Here is a 2,377-nt window from a genome sequence, read left to right as displayed (position 1 = left end):
CGTTTGCGATCTCATGGGGGTCGGTGATGACGGTGGTGGTGCCGTGGGGCAGCACGGCCTTCACGAACTCCTTGGGAGAGACCAGGGAGCTCTCCAGATGGATGTGGGCATCCAGAAAGCCGGGCAGGACGATTTTACCCGTGCAGTCCTCCTCTACCGTGCCGGAGTATTGGCCCATGCCCACGATCAGCCCCTCTGCCACGGCGATGTCCGCATGACAGAGCTCGTTGGAGAAGACGTTGACATAGGTGGCGTTCTTCAGCACCAGGTCCGACGGCTCCCGCCCGGCGGCGGCGTTGATGATGCGGCGCTTTTTCAGCAGCTTCCGGTTGATCTTGCCAGCGTAGCTCTCAGACATAGAACCACTCCTTTTATTTAGATTTTAAGCCATTATCCAGACTTATAGAAAATATAAATCAGGATAATGGCATCTGGTTAAGGAGAGTATACGCCCAAATCCGGTATTTGTCCACAGAAAACGGAAGAAAATTTTTGCGCGGCAGCAGTCGCGGATGCAACTGCATAAAATGGCGGCTTCTGGTAAACTTATTCCATCAAGAGAAACATGCGGGATGTCCGGCGGCGGATCCGCCAGAAAGGAAATCAATATGGACAACAAGGCATATCAGAAGATGGACTACGCCCTTTGTCTGCTCTCTGCGGCAGCGGACGGCAAGCGCCACGGCTGCATCGTCAACTCCTTCCACCAGGTGACCTCTTCCTTCCCGCCCAAGTTCACCGTGGCGGTGAACAAGGACCACGAGACCTGCAAGGCCATTCAGGCGGCGGGGAGCTTCTCCGTTACCCTGTTGGGTGCGGACGCGCCGGGGGAGATCATCGACCTGTTCGGCTACAAGTCCGGCCGGGTGACGGACAAGTTCGCTGGCCGGGCGGCGGAGACCGACAGCAACGGCAATCCATACCTGAAGGAGCACATGGTCTCCCGCATCGCATGCAAGGTGGTGGACCAGATGGAGATCGGCAGCTTCCTCCTTTTCGTGGGCCAGGCCACAGAGGCGGAGGTGTTGGGAGACGGGAGGGTGCTGACCCTCCAGGCCTATACGGACCGGGGCAAGGCCACTCCGCCCACTGCCACCGTGTACCGCACGGTAGAGATCAACGGCTACCGCTGCACTGTCTGCGGTTATGTCTATGAGGGAGAATCCCTGCCGCCGGATTTCCGCTGCCCCTTGTGTCACGCCCCGGCGGAGAAATTTGTGAAGATCGAGAAATAAAGGACAAGCCCCGCGCCGGGACGGTGCGGGGTTTGCTTTTTGGATAGGCTGTATGGTACAGTGGGAAAAAGGAGGCGGCGGATATGAAAATACTTGCCTGCGGGCTTCTTTCGGCCATGCTGCTGGCCGGTACAGCGGCGGCGCTGGAATCAATCAGCCAACCCATTGCCACCAGCGGATACACTTACTATGCCATCCGAGCGGACGGCGCCCTGCTGGCCTGGGGAGACAGCTTCCACGGCGCGGTGGGCCCCACGGACCAGGACCCGCTGCCCTGGGAGGAGGCCAATGTCCTGCTGGAGAATGCCCGGTATGTGGACGCGGGGTTTATCACGGCCGCCGCCATTGACGAGGATGGGACCCTCTGGGGCTGGGGCGGCCACGCGGGCCGGACCTTCGGCGAGGAGGAGCCGTACCGGCTGCTGGAGGACGTGGTGTCCGTGTCAGTCGGGGAGACGGAATGTTCTGCCCTGTGCGCTGACGGGACGGTGTGGACCTGGGGCGCCCGGTCCGGAGTGTCCCTGGAGGAACATCAGGATGATCCCTACTATCCGCCCACCCAGGTACTGGACCAGGTGGTTCAGCTGTTTGGGGATTTGGCGGTGAAGGAGGATGGGACGCTGGTGCGGGTCTGGTTTGACGGGGATACCTGTACCGCGGCACCTTTGATGGAACATGTGGCCGCTGTGGGCAGTCTGTACTGCGGAATTCAGGACCCTGCCATGCTGGTCCAGGGGCAGGATGGCAGTCTCTGGCGTGTGCCCTGGGAGAATAATCTGTCGGATACAGTCCAGTGGCAGTCCCTGGGCCAGCCGGAAAAACTGCTGGAGGATGTGGTGCAGTTCACCAGATGTACCGCTGTGACGGCGGACGGAACTCTCTGGGCCTGGGGCAGCGACCGCCCGGCCATGCTGCGGGACGGTCTGGTGGACCCGGAGGACCCCTATGACACGGAGGCCTGTGACGGCATTGTGCGGATCACGAACGGTGTGGTTTGTGCCGTCCCCTGCAGCGACCGGACCCTGGCGGTGTTGGCGGACGGCTCCCTGTGGCAGTTCCCCAGCGCCGGGTTTCTCCCGGAGTGGGAGACGTCACCGGACCGGAGCCCCGCTGCGCCGGAAAAGCTGCTGGACCAGGTCCGG

Annotated in this window: 3 protein-coding genes; 2 read left to right on the top strand and 1 reads right to left on the bottom strand. The window is 61.3% G+C overall.

Translation table 11 applies throughout. The features are described from left to right. On the bottom strand, positions 1 to 358 hold a 358-nt coding region (locus tag QVE23_RS10850; RefSeq protein ID WP_287968229.1), incomplete at its 3' end, for an amidohydrolase family protein. A gap of 250 nt (positions 359 to 608) precedes the next feature. On the opposite strand from QVE23_RS10850, the gene QVE23_RS10845 reads away from it, so the two are divergent. Next, on the top strand, positions 609 to 1,235 hold the full coding sequence (locus tag QVE23_RS10845; protein ID WP_025544273.1) for a flavin reductase: 627 nt from the start codon (positions 609 to 611) through the stop codon (positions 1,233 to 1,235). An 83-nt stretch (positions 1,236 to 1,318) separates the two neighbouring features. Then, positions 1,319 to 2,377 (top strand): RCC1 domain-containing protein (locus QVE23_RS10840; protein WP_353847681.1); only part of this gene is annotated, 1,059 nt, incomplete at its 3' end.

Origin of the sequence: Oscillibacter sp. KLE 1728 (assembly GCF_934833455.1) — a bacterium.
GTDB lineage: Bacteria > Bacillota > Clostridia > Oscillospirales > Oscillospiraceae > Oscillibacter > Oscillibacter welbionis.
The sequence above is the reverse complement of the archived record's forward strand: the minus strand, read 5'-3'. Positions and strand labels throughout refer to the sequence as shown.

What these genes read in the sequence shown, in the direction of transcription:
- QVE23_RS10845 (WP_025544273.1), top strand. Translation starts at nt 609, where the DNA reads ATGGACAACAAGGCATATCAGAAGATGGACTACGCCCTTTGTCTGCTC.